This is a genomic window from Streptomyces sp. BK79 (assembly GCF_044142145.1).
Lineage (GTDB): Bacteria > Actinomycetota > Actinomycetes > Streptomycetales > Streptomycetaceae > Streptomyces.
This window is the reverse complement of the sequence record NZ_JBHVOC010000002.1, coordinates 236,159-251,572: the sequence shown is the minus strand read 5'-3', so window position 1 is coordinate 251,572 and position 15,414 is coordinate 236,159. Positions and strand designations below refer to the sequence as shown.

Annotated in this window: 17 protein-coding genes; 10 read left to right on the top strand and 7 right to left on the bottom strand. The window is 73.1% G+C overall.

The features are described from left to right. The first annotated feature begins 203 nt into the window (after nucleotides 1-203). The 5 genes from ACFIF2_RS03190 to ACFIF2_RS03170 all read left to right on the top strand — a co-directional run bounded on the left by ACFIF2_RS03190 (nucleotide 204) and on the right by ACFIF2_RS03170 (nucleotide 3,409). Nucleotides 204-698, top strand: a complete 495-nt coding sequence (locus tag ACFIF2_RS03190) for an ATP-binding protein (RefSeq protein WP_395570902.1) — start codon at nucleotides 204-206, stop codon at nucleotides 696-698. Beyond that, entirely contained in the window at nucleotides 698-1,006 is a 309-nt protein-coding gene (locus ACFIF2_RS03185) for a hypothetical protein (protein WP_051783696.1), read from the top strand. The genes ACFIF2_RS03190 and ACFIF2_RS03185 overlap by 1 nt, the downstream gene beginning before the upstream one ends. Nucleotides 1,007-1,161: 155 nt before the next feature. Further along, on the top strand, nucleotides 1,162-1,329 hold the full coding sequence (locus ACFIF2_RS03180; protein WP_158716767.1) for a hypothetical protein: 168 nt from the start codon (nucleotides 1,162-1,164) through the stop codon (nucleotides 1,327-1,329). Nucleotides 1,330-1,418: 89 nt separating this feature from the next. Beyond that, entirely contained in the window at nucleotides 1,419-2,615 is a 1,197-nt protein-coding gene (locus tag ACFIF2_RS03175; RefSeq protein WP_395570901.1) for a JmjC domain-containing protein, read from the top strand. After that, the gene (locus ACFIF2_RS03170; protein WP_395570900.1) at nucleotides 2,549-3,409 is read left to right on the top strand and encodes an aldo/keto reductase; all 861 of its coding nucleotides are present in this window, start codon (nucleotides 2,549-2,551) and stop codon (nucleotides 3,407-3,409) included. Before ACFIF2_RS03175 ends, ACFIF2_RS03170 begins: the two co-directional genes overlap by 67 nt. On the opposite strand, the gene ACFIF2_RS03165 is transcribed toward ACFIF2_RS03170, so the two are convergent. From ACFIF2_RS03165 to ACFIF2_RS03155, 3 genes are all read right to left on the bottom strand, one after another. Continuing rightward, nucleotides 3,397-4,236 (bottom strand): hypothetical protein, encoded by an 840-nt coding sequence (locus ACFIF2_RS03165; RefSeq protein WP_395570899.1) that lies wholly within the window; start codon nucleotides 4,234-4,236, stop codon nucleotides 3,397-3,399. The two genes, ACFIF2_RS03170 and ACFIF2_RS03165, sit on opposite strands and share 13 nt — an antisense overlap. 53 nt (nucleotides 4,237-4,289) lie before the next feature. Further along, nucleotides 4,290-4,748, bottom strand: coding sequence for an SRPBCC domain-containing protein (locus ACFIF2_RS03160; protein WP_395570898.1), 459 nt, complete (start codon nucleotides 4,746-4,748; stop codon nucleotides 4,290-4,292). 98 nt (nucleotides 4,749-4,846) lie between these two features. Continuing rightward, nucleotides 4,847-5,869 (bottom strand): SEC-C domain-containing protein, encoded by a 1,023-nt coding sequence (locus tag ACFIF2_RS03155; RefSeq protein WP_395570897.1) that lies wholly within the window; start codon nucleotides 5,867-5,869, stop codon nucleotides 4,847-4,849. A gap of 181 nt (nucleotides 5,870-6,050) precedes the next feature. Here ACFIF2_RS03155 and ACFIF2_RS03150 point away from each other — a divergent pair, with 181 nt between their 5' ends. The 3 genes from ACFIF2_RS03150 (at nucleotide 6,051) to ACFIF2_RS03140 (ending at nucleotide 8,246) form a co-directional block, all read left to right on the top strand. Beyond that, the gene (locus ACFIF2_RS03150; protein WP_395570896.1) at nucleotides 6,051-6,389 is read left to right on the top strand and encodes a DUF6412 domain-containing protein; all 339 of its coding nucleotides are present in this window, start codon (nucleotides 6,051-6,053) and stop codon (nucleotides 6,387-6,389) included. A 102-nt stretch (nucleotides 6,390-6,491) separates the two neighbouring features. Beyond that, nucleotides 6,492-7,214 carry a YidC/Oxa1 family membrane protein insertase gene (locus ACFIF2_RS03145; RefSeq protein WP_395570895.1) on the top strand — a complete coding sequence of 241 codons (723 nt, stop codon included), beginning with the start codon at nucleotides 6,492-6,494 and terminating at the stop codon, nucleotides 7,212-7,214. Between the two features lie 174 nt (nucleotides 7,215-7,388). Continuing rightward, nucleotides 7,389-8,246, top strand: a complete 858-nt coding sequence (locus tag ACFIF2_RS03140; RefSeq protein WP_395570894.1) for a fumarylacetoacetate hydrolase family protein — start codon at nucleotides 7,389-7,391, stop codon at nucleotides 8,244-8,246. A gap of 144 nt (nucleotides 8,247-8,390) precedes the next feature. Here ACFIF2_RS03140 and ACFIF2_RS03135 read toward each other — a convergent pair whose 3' ends face one another. From ACFIF2_RS03135 to ACFIF2_RS03125, 3 genes are all read right to left on the bottom strand, one after another. Beyond that, on the bottom strand, nucleotides 8,391-9,287 hold the full coding sequence (locus ACFIF2_RS03135) for an LLM class F420-dependent oxidoreductase (RefSeq protein WP_395570893.1): 897 nt from the start codon (nucleotides 9,285-9,287) through the stop codon (nucleotides 8,391-8,393). Between the two features lie 156 nt (nucleotides 9,288-9,443). Further along, a complete protein-coding gene (locus ACFIF2_RS03130) occupies nucleotides 9,444-9,902 on the bottom strand; it encodes a heme-degrading domain-containing protein (RefSeq protein WP_395570892.1) in 459 nt (152 codons plus the stop codon). A gap of 20 nt (nucleotides 9,903-9,922) precedes the next feature. Further along, nucleotides 9,923-11,002: a Gfo/Idh/MocA family oxidoreductase gene (locus ACFIF2_RS03125; RefSeq protein ID WP_395570891.1), complete on the bottom strand. Its 1,080-nt coding sequence runs from the start codon at nucleotides 11,000-11,002 to the stop codon at nucleotides 9,923-9,925. 250 nt (nucleotides 11,003-11,252) lie between these two features. Between ACFIF2_RS03125 and ACFIF2_RS03120 the strand changes: the two genes are divergently transcribed. Continuing rightward, a complete protein-coding gene (locus ACFIF2_RS03120; protein WP_395571041.1) occupies nucleotides 11,253-12,539 on the top strand; it encodes an ROK family protein in 1,287 nt (428 codons plus the stop codon). A 156-nt stretch (nucleotides 12,540-12,695) separates the two neighbouring features. On the opposite strand, the gene ACFIF2_RS03115 is transcribed toward ACFIF2_RS03120, so the two are convergent. After that, nucleotides 12,696-14,189, bottom strand: a complete 1,494-nt coding sequence (locus ACFIF2_RS03115) for a PQQ-dependent sugar dehydrogenase (protein WP_395570890.1) — start codon at nucleotides 14,187-14,189, stop codon at nucleotides 12,696-12,698. A gap of 348 nt (nucleotides 14,190-14,537) precedes the next feature. Here ACFIF2_RS03115 and ACFIF2_RS03110 point away from each other — a divergent pair, with 348 nt between their 5' ends. Then, the gene (locus ACFIF2_RS03110; RefSeq protein ID WP_395570889.1) at nucleotides 14,538-15,317 is read left to right on the top strand and encodes a hypothetical protein; all 780 of its coding nucleotides are present in this window, start codon (nucleotides 14,538-14,540) and stop codon (nucleotides 15,315-15,317) included. The last annotated feature ends 97 nt before the right edge of the window (nucleotides 15,318-15,414 follow it).

The following is a 15,414-nucleotide window of genomic DNA, read 5'->3' as shown; positions in this document are numbered from 1 at the left end:
CGTGTCCGAGTACGGGGAGGGCGTCCCCGGCAGAAACCCCCTAGAAACGTTCCGGTGGGCCGAGACGCGCCGTTGACTGGGTATCAGCCGTCGGCGAGCGAACTCGGTTGGGCGCTCGCGGAGAGGCTCCTCAGATCGGCGGTTCCATTCCCGCGTCCCCGTCGGGGATGGAACCGCTCTCCAGCTCTTCGGAGGCGTCCGCCATGCCCACGCTCGTCCATCGGTTCGTCCTCACGGGTACCGCATCCGAGGTGCCCCCGGCTCGACGCGAGATCGTCGACAAGGTGCGCGCATGGGGTGTGCCACTGGACGAGGAGACCGCCGACGCTATCCGACTGGTCGCCTCCGAACTCCTGACCAACGCCGTCGTCCACGGGACGGGGCCGATCACCGTCGGGCTGTCCGGCCGACCCGGCCGCTTGGTCATCGACGTCCTGGACGGCCACCCGGCGGTCCCGCGGAGCCGTTGTGCACAAGCGGACGACGAGAACGGGCGCGGCTTGGCGTTGGTCCGGCTACTCGCGACGCGCTGTGCCTGGGAGTCCGTCGGCCCCGGTAAGCGGGTGTGGGCGGAGATGGCGCTGCCCATGGCGGTGGAGGTGGGCCCTGCCGAAGCCGGGCCGCGCGACTTATCCGCGATGCGGGCCGAGGGCCGGGTCGGACCCAAGCCTGAGTCGCCGCGGTCGGCAGTCGCGTGATGGGAAGGCACGCAGTGCGAGCGGGTCCGCTGCCGGACCGCGACGTGGTCTTCCGCCCCACCCGCCGCGACATCGACCCCGTCACCGGGGAGCCGACGGCGTATGCCCTGTGGGACCGGCACGGATGGCAGGAGCACGGCGAGTGCTGGCTGTGGTGTGGCCGCGACGACGTCGAGGTGACGTGGATCGGGCCCGTTCGGTCGAGCGGCATACACGCGGATCTCTTCGCGTGCCGCGCATGCCTGTACGAACTGGACCAGCGCGTCCTGGAGGCCAACATGCGCCGGGACGTGGCCGTCCTCCCGTGAGCAGCCGAGCCGCCTGGCCGTAGGCGCAGAGCTGCGGCTCACCGTGCCACCCGATAGACCGGCGCCTCACGGAACCCGTCTCCCCCAGGGCCGTGAGGCGGCCATGACCTCCCGCCGGGCCCCTGGTGGGAGACCCGAAGAGGAAGGAGCACGAGGTGGAAGAGCGCACGGCGTCACAGCCGGCCCGTAGCGGCCTGCTGATGGCGGTCGAAGAGCTGACCGCCGTGCACGACCGGTACGACGGTCTCCGTTCCGACAACTCCGGAAGTTCCGGCGACGCGCCGTGGCCGGGCGGCGACGGCAACCTGCACGACGGCGAGTAGGTACGCACGAGCGGCTGGGGCCGTCACGGATGGCCGTGCCGGCCCCAGCCGTGTCCGCATCAGGTGACCACACCGTTGGAGGCACAGCGATGGAACATCGGTTGATCGAAGCGATCGAGACGGCACTCGGGTGGGGTGGGGCCGCGGAGCTGGGCAAGGGCTTCGCGCGGGGCGAGCTGGACGACTCCGCACTGCTCTCCCGCCTCCTGACCCCCAACCGGCTGCTCGACATCGCCATGCGCAGAAGCCTGAACCGCCCCCAGTTCCGGTGTTTCCAGAACGGCGTGGAGGTGCACCCCGCCGTCTACTACACCGACAGCGTCAGCCCCCGAGGCCAGAGCATCCCCATGGTCAACATGCGCAGCCTCGGGAACCTCCAGCGAGACGGCGCGACGCTCATCCTCGACCAGGCCAACGTCTTCGACCCGACGATGGAGGTCGCGTGCCGAGCGCTGCAGTGGTGGTCCCAGGAGCGTGTTCAGGTCAACGCGTACCTGACGACGAACGACGCCGCCGGATTTCCCCTGCACTGGGACGACCACGACGTCCTGATCGTGCAGCTCGCAGGCGAAAAGGAATGGGAAGTGCGAGCCGCCTCCCGCAAGGTCCCCATGTACCGGGACTCCGACCCCAACAACACCCCGAGTGACGAGATTATCTGGTCCGGCGTGATGAGGACGGGCGACGTCATGCACATCCCCCGAGGCCACTGGCACCAGGCGACCCGGACCGGCAGCGGCTCGGGGAAGAGCCTCCACGTCACCTTCGGCATCACGAAACGCACCGGCGCCAATTGGCTCGCCTGGCTTGCCGATTGGTGCCGCGAGCGCGAGATCTTCAGGCACGATCTCGACCGCTGGCGAGGTCCCGACGGCGCGTCTCTGACCGAGGCCGCGGCGACACTGCTCGACGCGCGCTCCCCGGCCGACTACTTGGTCGCGTACGAACAGGAGACGACACTGCCTCGGCACGTGCCGTTTCTCGACATACTCGGGCCGCTCGACGCCGTGGTGTGCACCACCCACTTCCCTCCGCGGATCCGGGAGAGCGGGGAGACCGTCGACGTCTTGGCCGCGGGGAAGAAGCTGACCCTCGCGGCCAAGGCTTTGCCGGCGCTGCGTCTGCTCTTGAGCGGTAGGCCGGTCGTGCTGGAACACGCCGTGGCCGTAGTCGGGGCCGACGCGGCAGAAGTCGCCGGGATCCTGGTGGAGGAGGAGCTGTGCGCGGTCCTGACCCCCGAGTTGTCCTCGGGCTACACCGGTCTCGTCACGAGCGCCGGCTCCTGACCGGAGCGCTGGATCTGGGCGTCACCGCGCTCGACACCAGCACCAACTACTTCGGCTTCCGCTCGCACCGGATCCTGGCCGGGATCGCCGATGACCTGCTGCCGAAGTTCACGGTCTCCACGAAGGTCGGTTACTTCCCAGGGCACGGTGGGGCGGAGCACTCACTGGATCCCCTACGGCTGACCTCGGCCGTGGAAGACCTGGCCAAGGACCTCGGTCGGGAGCCGGATCTGGTGTTCCTGCACAACCCGGAACATTCGCTCCGGGAAACTGGCCCGCACCACAAGGAGGCGCTCGCCGCGGCGTGTACCGCCTTGGAGGACGCCACAGAGAAGGGGCTGTGCGCTGCATGGGGCGTGGCGTCGTGGGATCCCTCCCCGCTGCTGAGTCTGGTCGACGTGACCGTGCCGAGGCCGTCGGTTCTCATGGTCCGCGCCGGCTTGCTGGTCGGTGCGAAAACGCTGGACGCATCGGACACCCTCGTCGACGCGTGGGACCTCAATCGCGGTGAGGTTTGGGGCATGAGCGCCTTCGGGGGCAGCACGAGTGCCCCTGTGTGGGACAAGGTCGACCCGCGCCTCTTCCTTCAGGACGGCGGCCGGTTCTCCCCCGTCCAGGCGGCGTTCAGGACCGCCTACCACCTACCGCGAGTCGCCTCCATCACTGTGGGCACCGACGAACCGGCTCACCTGGGGGAACTCCTCGGAGCCTTGGCAGGCCAAGTGGAGGAGCGGACCGTCCAGGAGTACCGCAGACTCCTCCGCGTCCGCATCGCACGTGATCAGCCTGTCTGAAGCTCCTTGATGATCTGCTCGGCCATACGCCGCGCGGGCTCCAATCGAGGATCCTCCGGGTGCGCGTACGGTCCGAGGATCTTCGAGCAGACAAACAGCGTCATCAGCTTGCCGTCCCGACTTTCGAAGTCCTGTCGACGCTCCTGCCGTACACGGTCGGCCAGAGACGGAATGGCGAGCGAACTCCCCCATAGAGAGGCGGAGTCCAACCCCTGCGGAGCGTTTCCCCAGTCCTCCCAGTCGAAGAGAGTGAACACCGGCGCTGTCACGTTGGCCCAGTTCAGGTCCGCATGGGCTGGCACCCAACGCTGGACGGTTGTATCGAAGTCGCTGGAAAAGACAGTCCGAATGGACTCGGTGACCGACCTTTGGTTGATGGTCTCGGTATCGGGTGTAGCGACCCGCCCGGTCCGATGCGCTGCCAGCGCTCCCAGGGAGGTGTTCAATCCATCCCACCACTCGTTCGGGATCTCGGGGGCCTCGCTCAGAATGGCGTTACCGACGGGAGGGGCCGGCAGGAGGTCGGTCTCGTCGGCCCGCCACATCGCCGGGGCGTTCGTGTCCCGCCAGACCATGCATCCCCGCCATGTCGGCTGCGCGACGCCATGCAAGCGGGAGGCGCACTCCGCGCCGTTCCAGCCTTGATCGGTGATCTTGTCGAGCAGCCGTCGTTCGACACGGACCCAAGTCTTATGGTTTGTCCGAGCGCCCACGGACCGGCGCTTGCGTACCACCGTGTCCGGGAGGAAACGCACCTGAAGAGACCGCGCGACGCGGTCCAGCACCTCGTCGACCGGCTGTAAACGGAGGTCAACAGCCTGGCTCATGGACTTGGTAGCCGGTGATCCGGTAAAAGGCGATGCCCTGTGACGTGCCCCCTTCATTCAGCCCTCCGCCCGTCCTTCAGGAACGTCTCCAGCCCGTCCAGCAGCATCCCGCTCCCTTGTTCCGCCATGTCCCGTTCCTCTGCCGTGTCGCAGGTCTGGGTGAGGGTGAGCACGGTGTTGCGGGGGCCTTCCTCAGCGAGGTTCACGGTCATCAGGGTCGGGTCGGGGCGGCCCGGGATGTCCATGCCGAGGACGAGGTGGCGGGGCTCGTCGACCTCGACGTAGGAGCCGGTCAGGGGGAACTCGGCGCCGTCGGGGGTGCGCATCGTGGACTTCCAGGCGCCGCCGGGGCGGACGTCGAGTTCGACGGAGCCGGGGGCGGCGTGGGCCCACTGGGCGTACTGGTCGGGGGTGGTCCAGGCCTGCCAGACGCGGGCCGCGGGGGCGTCCAGGGTGCGGGTGAGGGTGTAGGAGTAGCCGTCGGCGGGGGCGGAGGTCTGCTCGGTGCTCATGTCGGTCGGTCTCCTCGGAATGGTGAGGGGCCCGGCGCTTCGGGTTCCGCGCCGCGCTGTCGTACCGGTAGACGTCCGCCCGCGCGGGAACTCATCGGTCAGCGGCCGTGGCACTCGCCGTACGGCTGGTCAGAACCGCACCAGCACGCCGCCCCCCGCTGCGGAGGCCACGCCACCGCGCGTCCCCGGGCCGCCAGGGTCGTCGCGTACTGGGGGAGGAGGGCGGGGTCGGCGGGGGACGCGTGCTCCGAGGCGGCGAAGGCCTCGTAGGAGGGGACCGTGCCCCGGACCACGCCCAGGTTGGGGGTGCCGGAGGAGGCCAGCTCGCGCAGGGCGGACTCTATGGTCGCCAGGTGCTCGTCGTAGGACGGGTACTCGGCGGACAGGGGCGGGTACGCCTCCAGCAGTTCCGTCAGTTCGTCGGCCGGCCAGTGGAGCATCGCCACCGGGAAGGGCCGGGACAGGGCCTCGCGGTAGGCGCCCAGCTCGGCGCGCAGGCGGGAGATCTCCGCCTCCAGGTCCGCCGGGTCGTTCGAGCCGAGGGACCAGACGCGCTTGGGGTCGTGCAGCTCGTCCAGGGAGACCGGCATGGTGTGGAGGCTGTCGGCCAGGGTGTCCCACTCGTCGTGGGGCAGGCCCAGCATCCGGCGGACGCGGTGGCGGCCGTAGAGGAGGGGGTGGGTCGTGTACGGGGGTTCCGGGACGTCCGTCAGGAGCAGGCGGGCGCCCTCGGTGAACGTCTCGTGCGCCGCCTCCAGCTCGTCGTGGGCCTCCAGGGCCTCGGCCACGATCACCCAGGGGGCCGGGTCGCGCGGTGCCGCCGCGCGGACGCCGTCGATGATCGCCCGGGCCTCGGCCTCGTGGTCGTACTCCCACAGGTTCGAGGCCTTGAGGGCGCGGACCAGGGACGGATTCTCCAGACCGGAGGGGCCGGCGTCGGACGGCGACAGCAGGCGGTCGTAGAGCTTGGTCGCGGCGGGGCGGTCGCCGGACAGTTCCAGGTGGGCCGCGGCGCGCAGGAGCAGGGCCTCGGTGTCCTCGGGGTAGAGGCCGGCGGTCCGCTCCAGGCGTGCCGCCTCGGCGGCGTGGTCGACGTTCTCGGCGGGCGTGTCGGGGCGCATGGGTGACACCGTACTGCCGGGAGGTGACGAAGGTGAGACACCGGGGGCGGCGGGGGCCCGGGCCGGGTGGGGGTGCCGGGCGGGGTCCGCTCGCGGCCTGCGGTGCCCGTACCGGGTGTCGTAGGGCTCCTGTATAACTGGGGCGAACGCGCGCACGAGAGGACGGGAGGGGGAGCCGCCGATGAGCCGTGACCGAGCCGCCCCGCGTCCCCCGTACGCACCGGGCCTCCTGCGGCACGTGCTCGTGCTGCTGCTCGTGCTGCTTCCCGTCGCGCTCGTCGACGTCGGCAGCCTCTCCGCCACCGTCGCGCTCGCCGCGACCGCCGCGGTCGGTTCGGCGCTCGCCGTCTGCGCCGTCATCGCCGCCCGCTGCGTGCCCGCCGTGCCGCCCACGAGGGTGCGCACGGCCATCAGGGACCGGGACCTGCGGACGGCCTTCCTGCCCCAGCGCGATCCCGACGCCCGAGGCCGCCGCCGGCCCCGAGCACCCGGACACGCCCTCCCGGCGACCGCCGCGTAGGGCACACCCCCTCAGTCAGAGGTACGCCCCGCGCGGGTCGTGTCGTCATGCCGCCGTTCCCTCACCCCGGCACGACGAGACCCCCGGAGGGCTCACCCACCCATGTCCGTTTTCGCCAGCCTGGTCGACGGCCTTGCCGACCTGCTCCAGCCGCTGTTCGGCGCGTCCGCCGCGGCCGCCGCCATCGTCCTGTTCACCGCCCTCGTACGGCTCCTCGTCCACCCCCTGTCCCGGGCCGCCGCACGCGGGCAGAAGGCGCGGGCCGCGTTGCAGCCGAGGATCGCCGAACTGCGCCGCAAGCACGCCAGGAACCCCGAGAAGCTCCAGCGGGCCGTCCTCGACCTGCACGCCGCCGAGAAGGTGTCGCCGCTGTCGGGGTGCCTGCCGAGCCTGTGCCAGCTGCCCGCCTTCTTCCTCCTCTACCACCTGTTCTCCAGCTCCGAGATCGGCGGACGGGCCAACGGACTGCTCGCGCACCAACTCCTCGCCGCCCCCCTCGGCGGACGGTGGGCGGACGCGCTCGGTGACGGCGGGGCGTTCGGGGGCGCCGGGCTCGTGTACGTCGCGCTGTTCGCGTTCGTCGCCGGGGTCGCCGCCTTCAGCTACCGGCTCACCAAGCGGACGATGGCCCGGCAGCCGATGGTGCCGGCCGGCGGCGCCGACGCCGGGGAGCAGGTGCCGGGGCTCGGCGCGATCACAAAGGTGATGCCGTTCATGTCCTTCTTCACGCTCGTCACCGTGGCCGTGATGCCGCTGGCGGCCGCGCTGTACGTCGTCACCAGCACGACGTGGAGCGCCGTCGAACGGGCGGTCCTGTACCGCTGAGCGCCGGGCCGGCCGCGCCTCCCGCGCCCGTGGTTACGGTCCAGTACGTGAACGGGGTATTGCGGAGTGGAACCCGACCTTGGACGATCGAACAGTCCTCCGATGGATCGCGTTACTGCCGCATCCAGATCGCACTCATCGGGCGGGCTGCCCGCGATCGAGGAGTTGGGGATCATGAAGCTGTTGCGAGTCGGTACGGCGGGGTCGGAGCGACCCGCGCTGCTCGACGCCGACGGGACCCTGCGAGACCTGTCGGGCGTGGTGGCGGACATCGACGGGGCGCTGCTCGGCGACGACGCCGCGCTCGGCCGGGTACGGGCCGCCGCCGAAGCCGGTGACCTGCCCGTCCTGGACGCCACCGGGCTGCGGATCGGACCGCCCGTGGGGCGCGTCGGCAAGATCGTGTGCATCGGGCTCAACTACCACGACCACGCCCGCGAGACCGGGGCCGAGCCGCCCGCCGAGCCCGTCGTCTTCTTCAAGGCGCCGGACACGGTGGTCGGGCCCCACGACACCGTGCTCGTGCCGCGCGGGTCGGTCAAGACCGACTGGGAGGTGGAGCTGGCGGTCGTGATCGGGCGTACGGCCCGCTACCTGGACTCGGCCGAGCAGGGGCTCGCGTGCGTCGCCGGGTACGCGGTCGCGCACGACGTGTCCGAGCGGGAGTTCCAGATCGAGCGGGGCGGGACCTGGGACAAGGGCAAGAACTGCGAGACGTTCAACCCGCTGGGCCCGTGGCTGGTGACCGCCGACGAGGTGCCCGACCCGCAGCGGCTGTCGCTGCGCCTGTGGGTGAACGGGGAGCTGAAGCAGGACGGGACGACGGCGGAGCAGATCTTCCCGGTGGGGGAGGTCGTGCGGTACGTCAGCCAGTTCATGGTGCTGCGCCCAGGTGACGTCATCAACACCGGGACGCCGGCGGGGGTGGCGATGGGGCAGCCGGAGCCGAAGCCGTATCTGCGGGCGGGTGACGTGGTCGAGCTGGAGGTCGAGGGGCTGGGGCGGCAGCGGCAGGAGCTGAAGAGCGCGTAGGCGCTCCGCTGGGGGGAGGGGAGGGGAGGGGAGGGGCGCCGGGGAGCGCGGTTCGTTGTCGGCCGCGGGTCGGTTGTGGCTGGGCGCGCCCGCGCGGCGGAGCCGCACATGTCACTGCCCCGCGCCCCTTTCAGGGGCGTCCAGTCACGTCAGTAGTGAAGCGAGTCGGCGCCAGCCCTCCCTCGGGAGGCGGGTCATGTCGTCCTCCACCAGTTGGAGGGCGACGTGGTCGGCGCCCGCGTCGTGGAAGGCGTCGATGCGGGCGCGGATCGTGGTCTCGTCGCCCCACGCGAAGACGGCGTCGATGAGGCGGTCGCTGCCGCCGCCGGCGACGTCCTCCTCGGTGAAGCCCAGGTTCAGGAAGTTCTTGGTGTAGTTCGGCAGCCTCAGGTACATCGCCAGGTAGGCGCGGGCCGTCGCGCGGGCGCGGGACGGGTCGGAGTCCAGGACCACCTTGAACTCCGGGGCCAGCAGCGGGCCCTCGCCGAGGCGCTCGCGGGCCTGCGCCGTGTGCTCGGGGGTGACCAGGTACGGGATCGCGCCCGCCGCCCGGTCCCGGGACAGCTCCAGCATCTTCGGGCCGAGCGCCGCCAGCACCCGGTGACCGGCCCGCAGGCCCGCCTTGTCGAGGTCGTCGAGGTGGCCGACCATCGTCGAGTACGGGCGGTGGTACCCCTCCACCCGCGGACCGTGGCTCACGCCGAGGCCCAGCAGGAAGCGGCCGGGGTGGGAGACCTCCAGCTCGGCGAAGCGGGCCGCCGTCTCGGACGCCGCGTGCTCCCAGATGCTCTGGATGCTGGTGCCGACGACGATCCGCGACGTCGCCTCGATCAGCGGGGCGGCGTGCCGGGCGTCGCTGTTGCCACCCAGCCACAGGGCGCCGTATCCGAGCCGCTCCAAGTCGGCGGCGGCCTCGGCACGTTCGGAACCGCCTGACGGACCATCAGGGCGCAGTAGGGCGGTCCAGACGCCGTACCGTCCGACCGACTCCTTCAGGGAGTGCTGCGGAGTGTGCTGCGGGGAAGCCGTCGCGTCGTTCATCGGTCGTGATCCCTCCGGTGGGCGCCGTGATCATCCTGCGTACCTGCGTGCCAACCACAGGTACCCGCCGGCGATTCCCGAGTACGCCATCCGCCCCCGATCGGGGCCGATCGGGGGCGGGGCGGGGCCGTACGACGCCGTACGGGACCGTACGGGCTACTCGCCCAGGAACCGCTCCAGCGCCTCGACCACCAGCCGGTGGTCCTCCACCTGCGGCAGCCCGGACACCGTCACCGAGCCGACCACTCCGACGCCGGCCACCGTGACCGGGAAGGAGCCGCCGTGCGCGGCGTACGCGTCGGGGTCCAGGCGCGAGGACTCCTCGAACGTCGTGCCCTTGGCCCGGAACCGGCAGCCCACCAGGTACGACGCGGAGCCGTACCGCTCCACCACCCGGCGCTTGCGGGCGATCCAGGCGTCGTTGTCGGGGGTCGAACCGGGCAGGGCGGCGTGGAAGAGCTGCTGCCCGGCGCGGTGGATGTCGACGGCGACCGGCGCCTCGCGCTCCCGGGCCAGCTCGACCAGGAGCGAGCCCAGCGCCCAGGCGTCGTCGTTCGTGAACCGGCGGAAGACCAGGCGGCGTTCCTGCTCCTCCAGCTCCTCCACGGTCGGCACGGGTGCTCCGGCAGCGGGGCTCACAGGGTCACCACCACGGCGTCGCGGGCGGACCGGCGGGCCGCCTCCAGCACGTCCAGGGCGGCCGCCGCCTCGCGGGCGTCGACCGGGTTCGGGCCGCCCTTCAGCAGGGCCTCGGCCACCGCAGCGTAGTAGGCGGGGTAGTCGCCCGGGACGGTCTCCTGAACGTGTCCGCCGCCGGTCACCGGGGACTCCCCGGAGCCCACGCGGCCCCACAGCGACTCGTCCTCCTCGCCCCAGCCGGGGCCGGGCCGCTTGCCCTCGCGCAGCGCCGCCTCCTGCGGGTCGAGGCCGTGCTTGACGTAGCCGGCCTTCGAGCCGAGGACGCGGAAGCGGGGGCCGAGCTGGGCGGCGGTGGAGGAGACGTAGAGGTGGGAGCGGACGCCGCCCGCGTGCGTGATCGCGATGAACGTGTCGTCGTCCGCCTCCGCGCCCGCGCGCCGGACCAGGGCCTCGGCGTACACCTGCGTGGCGGGGCCGAAGAGGACGAGCGCCTGGTCCACGACGTGGCTGCCGAGGTCGTACAGGAGACCTCCGATCTCTGCCGGGTCGCCGGACTCGCGCCAGCCGCCCTTCGGCTGGGGCCGCCAGCGCTCGAAGCGGGACTCGAAGCGCCATACGTCGCCCAGCGCGTCCTCGGCGATGAGCCGCCGCAGGGTCAGGAAGTCGTTGTCCCAGCGGCGGTTCTGGAAGACGGAGAGCAGCAGGCCGCGCTCCTCCGCCAGTGCCGCCAGCTCCCGGGCCTCGGCCGCCGTGCCCGCGACCGGCTTGTCCACCACGACCGGCAGACCGGCCTCCAGGGCCCGCTTCGCGAGCGGCACGTGGGTCTTGTTCGGGGACGCGATCACGATCAGGTCCAGCTCGGTGGCCCGGTCGAACAGCTCGTCCGGCGTGGCGACCGTCCGCACGTCCGGGAACTCGTCGCGGGCCTGCCGCTGCCGCTCGGGCCGGGAGGTGACCACCGTGTCCAGGGCCAGGCCCTCGGTGGCGGCGATCAGCGGGGCGTGGAAGACGGAGCCCGCGAGGCCGTAGCCGACGAGGCCGACGCGCAAGGGGGTGCCGGGGGGAGTACCAGTCATACGTCCACTTTCGCAACGCCGTTGCCAAAGTGCAAGCGCGGGGGACAATGGGGGCGTGAACAGCACGAACGGCGGAGGCACGGAGACGGGCGCGAGCCCCGCGGAGAGCGGCGGCGGCACGGAGGGCGGCGGCGCCACGGGGGGCGCGGAAAGCACGGAGGGTGCGGCGGCGGACGGTAGGCGCGGCGCGGTGGACGGCGGTGCGGGGGCCGCGGCGGGCGGCGGTGTACGGGACGAGGCGGGCGGCGGGGTGCGGGGCGCGGTGGGCGGAGGAGTACCGGGCGCGGCGGGCGCTGCCCACCTGCTCGCGCCGCGCAGTCACAACACCGCCCTGGTGCTCGACCTGCTGCGCACCGCCGGTGCCGAGGGCATCAGCCGGCTCGAACTCGCCGAGCGGACCGGACTCACCCCGCAGGCGGTCAGCAAGATCACCGCCCGGCTCCGCGCGGACGGCCTCGCCGCGGAGGCCGGCCGGCGCGCGTCCACGGGCGGCAAGCCGCGCACGGTCCTGCGCCTGGTCCCGGGGGCCGGGCACGCGCTGGGCGTCCACCTGGACCGGGACGAGCTGCGGGCGGTGCTGGTCGAACTCGACGGCACGGTGGTGGCGCAGCGGCGTGCCCCGCTGGACCTGGGCGCGGGCGCGGACGCCGTGGTGGAGGGGGTGGCGCGGGCGGCGGAGGAGCTGGCCGCCGATGCCCTGCGACCGTCGGGCGATGCCCTGCGAGCGCCGGATGGCGCCACGCGATCGTCGGACGGCGCCCTGCGGCCGTCGGGCGATGCCCTGCGGCCGTCGGACGATGCCCTGCGAGCGCCGGGCGATGCCCTGCGAGCGCCGGCCGGCGGCCTGCGCGCCGCTCCCACCCTCCTCGGGCTGGGCGTCGCGCTGCCGGGGCCGCTCGACCACGTCCGGGGCGTGCTGCACCGGGTCACCGGTTTCCCAGAGTGGGACGGCTTCCCGCTGCGGGACGCGCTGGCGCGGCGCCTGGACGTGCCGGTCGTCGTCGACAAGGACACCAACGCGGCGGCGCTCGGCCTCGCGGTCGCGGGCGAGGGGGCCCGGGGAGGCGCGGGCTCCTTCGCCTACCTGCACCTCGGTACGGGCCTCGGCGCCGGTCTCGTGATCGGCGGCGGCGTGCACCGGGGCGCGCGGACCGGCGCCGGGGAGTTCGGGCACCAGGTGATCCAGCTCGACGGACCGCCCTGCACCTGCGGCGCCCGCGGCTGCCTGGAGGCCCTGTGCCTCGGTGCCGTGGCCCGCGGCGACCTCGACGAGGCGGCCAGGGTGCTCGGCGCGGGCGCCGCGAACCTCGCCGGACTGCTGGACATCGACCTGGTCCTGCTCGGCGGCCGTACCGTCGCCGCCGCGCCCGAGGCCTTCGTCCAGGGGGTCGGCGCCGTGCTCGACGCCCGGGCCCGGCGCGAGGGCGGCCAGGGCGGCGGCGTACCGGTGCGGCTCGCGCCGGGCGGGACGCGCGGGGTCGCGGAGGGCGCGGCCCAGCTGCTGCTGGCGCCGCTCTTCGGGCGGGGGGACGCCTGACGCGGGGCGCCTCGGCCTCGCGTCAGGCCCTCTCCGGGGCGGCCTGCGCTTCCTGCCCGGCCTCCGCGCCCGGCCGGCCGGCCTCCGGTTCCGGCCGGGCCTTCGGTTTCGGCCCGGCCTCCGCGCCCGCCCCGCGTTCCACCCCGCCCGCTCGGCTCACGAGCCGATGGCGCACGCGTCCCCGTTGAGCGTGAAGCGCGGTGGCGGTGACGCGTCGCCCGTGTGCTCGGCGAGGTAGCCCAGGGTGACGCTCGCCCCCGGCGCGAGCGTGGCGTTGTGCGGGGCGTTGACCGCCGAGACCGTGTTGCTCCCCTGGGTCAGCGTCGTGTTCCAGTCGGACACCACGGTCTGCCCGAGGGACAGCGGGAACGCGAGCGTCCAGCCGTTCACCGGGGTGCCGCCGGTGTTGGTGACGGTGAGGTCGACCGTCGTGCCGGTGCCCCAGGCCGTCACCGCGCGGTCCACCCGGCAGGTCGGCTCCTCCCGCTGGAACGACACCCGGTGCAGGCCGCCGGGCAGGTCGTTGACCACGTAGAACTCCCCGTCGACGGTCGTCCCGATCGACGTCACCTGGGTGGGCATCTTCCCGATCTCGGCCTGCTCGTAGCCGCCCCGGCCGTCGGGGCGCAGCGCCCAGACGGTGGACGAGCAGTAGTCGGTGGCGATGTACGTACCGCCGGCCAGGTCGGCGTAGTCCCGGCCCCGGTAGACGTGACCGCCGATGACCGAGCAGCCTCCGGTGTAGGGGGAGTAGGTGAAGACCGGCTCGGTGTACCGGGCGTCCGGGTCGCAGTCGCCGCCCTCGAACCTTTCCAGGCCCTCGTAGCAGGACCAGCCGAGGTTCAGCCCGCCCCGGCCGGGGGCGAGGTGGTCGATCTCCTCCCAGCGGCCCTGGCCGACGTCGCCGATCCACAGCGACCCGTCGGCGCGGTCGAAGGAGAAGCGCCACGGGTTGCGCAGCCCGTACTGCCAGATCTCCGCCCGGGCGCCCGGGGTGCCGGCGAACGGGTTGTCGTCCGGGACGCAGTAGGCGAGCGGGGCGCAGGCGCGGCGCACGTCGATGCGCATGATCTTGCCCAGCAGGGTGTCCAGCCGCTGCCCGGCGTCGAAGGGGTCCCCGGAGCCGCCGCCGTCGCCGATGCTCCAGTACAGGTTGCCGTCGGGGCCGAAGGCGAGCTGGCCGCCGTTGTGGTTGCTGTACTCGGCGTGCGGCTGGGCGAGCAGGGGTTCGAGGCGGGCCTCGTCGAGCCGGTAGCGGGCGAGGGTGACCGCGCCGTCGGGCAGCGCCGTGTACGCCAGGTACAGGTCCTGGCTGTCGGCGAAGTCGGGCGGCAGGGCGATGCCGAGCAGGCCGCGCTCGTTGCCCGACTCGTCCACGGCCGAGGTGATGTCGGCCAGCGGGGCCGGGGCCAGGCCGGTGTCCGGGTGGTAGACGCGGACCCTCCCGGACTTTTCGGTGATGAACAGCCGGTCCGTTCCGTCGTCGGGGGCGGTGACGGCCGTGGGCCGTCTCAGTCCGGAGGCGACCTGCGTGGTGGTGGCCCGGAGCGACGGCAGGGGGACGGGGGCCGCGTCCGTCGCGGCGGGCGTGGGCGTGGGCGCGGCCGCGGCGGGTGAGGGGGCGAGGGTGCCGAGCAGGAGGGCCGACACCGCCAGGAGGAGGGTGCTCAGGAGGAGCGTCCGGCGCTGTATTGCATGTATATGACAAGTCAGGGGTCGGCGCATCGGAATCATGAAAGTCCCTTCCGTGGGTGTGGGAGCGCTCCCGCTCCTCAGGCTGGGGCCCACCGGGCGGAGCGGCAACGCGCGATCGCGCCACTTTCCCGCCGTCTGGCGCGAACGGTGCCGTGCGGCGCCCTGACCGGGCCGCCAGGTATGCCCGGTCCGTCGGCGGGCCCCGACCGTGCCGCCGGCCGGGGGACGCCTGTCCGCCGTCCGGGCGTCATGGCTCGAATGGCGGTGCCACCGCCCGCGATCCGTCGGCACGCTCATGTGCTTATGCGACTGTTCACGCCCGCGTCCCCCCGCCTGGTGGCGGCAGCCGCCCTCCTCGCCGCCGCCTCGACGGCCGTCCCCGCGTACGCGGACCCGGCCCCGCTGCCCGCCTGTACGGCCCCGGACGACCACACCTTCCCCCTCACCACCCGTATCCACGGCGGCCCCGCCGGTTACCAGGCCGGGGGCGGCTACGGCACCTGGAACCTGGAGCTGACCAACACGACCTCCCGCACCTGCGAGGGCATCCACCCGGTCGTCGTCCTGTATGACGAGCACCGGGCCCTGGAGCCTTCGCAGCCCCGCCTGGAGTTCTACGACGGGGCCCGGCCGCACGCCGTGGCCTTCGAACGGACCGACCGCGACGAGCTGGTCGGGGCGTTCGGCGAGGGCGGCGGAAGCGGCGGCTTCCCCGGCTTCACCGTCGGCCCCGGCAAGACCCTCACGGTCAAGGTGCGGCTGGCGCTCGCCTCGGACGCCGTGCCGGGCGAGGTCACCGCCAACGCGGCGGTCGTCCAGCGCCGCGGCGGCGACGGTGAGTGGATCGGCCAGTCGAACGACTACCGCTTCCGCATCGGCTCCGGCGAGTCGCCCGCGCCGGGGGACACCGACCCCGCCACGCCCTCCGTCGCCGCCACCCCGGACGGCGGGGGCACCGGCTTCCCCTTCGCCGAGGAACTGGCCGGCACCGGTCTGGGCAGGGTGGAGGCCGCCCTGGGGGCCACCGCCCTGCTCCTCGGCGCCGGCGCCACGGCCGTACTGCTGGCCCGCCGACGCCGCTGACGTCCGCGCCGGTCGCGGGGCGACCCGGGACACCCCGCGCCCCCCCGGGTCAGCCCGCGCCCCCCCCGGGTCACCCCGAGCCCCCGGGTCACCCCGA

Bases quoted from the DNA above. Each gene is read 5' to 3' on its own strand.
- ACFIF2_RS03190 (WP_395570902.1), top strand. From the start codon at position 204: ATGCCCACGCTCGTCCATCGGTTCGTCCTCACGGGTACCGCATCCGAG.
- ACFIF2_RS03175 (WP_395570901.1), top strand. From the start codon at position 1,419: ATGGAACATCGGTTGATCGAAGCGATCGAGACGGCACTCGGGTGGGGT.
- ACFIF2_RS03125 (WP_395570891.1), bottom strand. From the start codon at position 11,002: ATGACTGGTACTCCCCCCGGCACCCCCTTGCGCGTCGGCCTCGTCGGC.
- ACFIF2_RS03185 (WP_051783696.1), top strand. From the start codon at position 698: ATGGGAAGGCACGCAGTGCGAGCGGGTCCGCTGCCGGACCGCGACGTG.
- ACFIF2_RS03145 (WP_395570895.1), top strand. From the start codon at position 6,492: ATGTCCGTTTTCGCCAGCCTGGTCGACGGCCTTGCCGACCTGCTCCAG.
- ACFIF2_RS03160 (WP_395570898.1), bottom strand. From the start codon at position 4,748: ATGAGCACCGAGCAGACCTCCGCCCCCGCCGACGGCTACTCCTACACC.
- ACFIF2_RS03135 (WP_395570893.1), bottom strand. From the start codon at position 9,287: ATGAACGACGCGACGGCTTCCCCGCAGCACACTCCGCAGCACTCCCTG.
- ACFIF2_RS03140 (WP_395570894.1), top strand. From the start codon at position 7,389: ATGAAGCTGTTGCGAGTCGGTACGGCGGGGTCGGAGCGACCCGCGCTG.
- ACFIF2_RS03110 (WP_395570889.1), top strand. From the start codon at position 14,538: ATGCGACTGTTCACGCCCGCGTCCCCCCGCCTGGTGGCGGCAGCCGCC.
- ACFIF2_RS03155 (WP_395570897.1), bottom strand. From the start codon at position 5,869: ATGCGCCCCGACACGCCCGCCGAGAACGTCGACCACGCCGCCGAGGCG.
- ACFIF2_RS03150 (WP_395570896.1), top strand. From the start codon at position 6,051: ATGAGCCGTGACCGAGCCGCCCCGCGTCCCCCGTACGCACCGGGCCTC.
- ACFIF2_RS03165 (WP_395570899.1), bottom strand. From the start codon at position 4,236: ATGAGCCAGGCTGTTGACCTCCGTTTACAGCCGGTCGACGAGGTGCTG.